This window comes from Bacillus sp. LR--39 (genome assembly GCF_053613335.1).
In genome coordinates this window covers 1-618 of the sequence record NZ_JBSIOT010001147.1, presented here as the reverse complement: position 1 = coordinate 618, position 618 = coordinate 1, and the positions used below count along the sequence as shown (strand labels likewise).

At 38.0% G+C, this 618-nt stretch carries 1 protein-coding gene and 1 pseudogene; both read left to right on the top strand.

The features are described from left to right. A pseudogene (locus tag ACWHAR_RS29040) lies at positions 1-388 on the top strand (DUF4352 domain-containing protein); the annotation flags it as partial. Between the two features lie 74 nt (positions 389-462). Beyond that, the coding region (locus tag ACWHAR_RS29035; RefSeq protein ID WP_452088689.1) for an NUDIX hydrolase N-terminal domain-containing protein at positions 463-618 on the top strand (156 nt) is incomplete at its 3' end.

Here is a 618-nt window from a genome sequence, read left to right as displayed (position 1 = left end):
AAGGGCCAATATGGAGATTTGGGTGGAAAAGACTATGATAAAACAAAAACAGTAAAAGATAATGAAGAGCGGTTAATTATAGAAGTGACCCTAGAATACGTTGGAAAAGGTTCAATGGAATACAACCGATTAGGATTAGATCTGAAAGACAAGAAGAATAAATCAGTTCGCTCAGTCATTTCATTGGAGGATAAAGGAAAAATGTTTTTGGGGGGGGAATCTGGCGTCAGGAAAAAAGGTGACAGGAGTAGTTAGTTATGTAATACCCAAAGGGGAACAGAAAAATTACACATTAGTGTATAACCCTTTTTTAATAGATACTGGAAGTGATAGAATTGAAGAAAGCGCAAAATACAATATAGATTATTTGATAAAATTAGAAAAATAGCATTAAAAAAAAGCACGTTTTCATCAGGGAAGAAGCGTGCTTTTTTTATAGTGACAAATAATGTGAAGGGGAGAGTGATAAAAGTGCAAACCAAATGGCTGGAACGGGCACAGCGGATTCGGGCGATCGCCCAAGCGGGGCTTGCTTTTTCCAAGGATGTGTACGATAGGGAGAGGTACGAAGAGCTGATGAAACTCAGTATAGAGATTACTCGGAGAAGGAGATTGAAG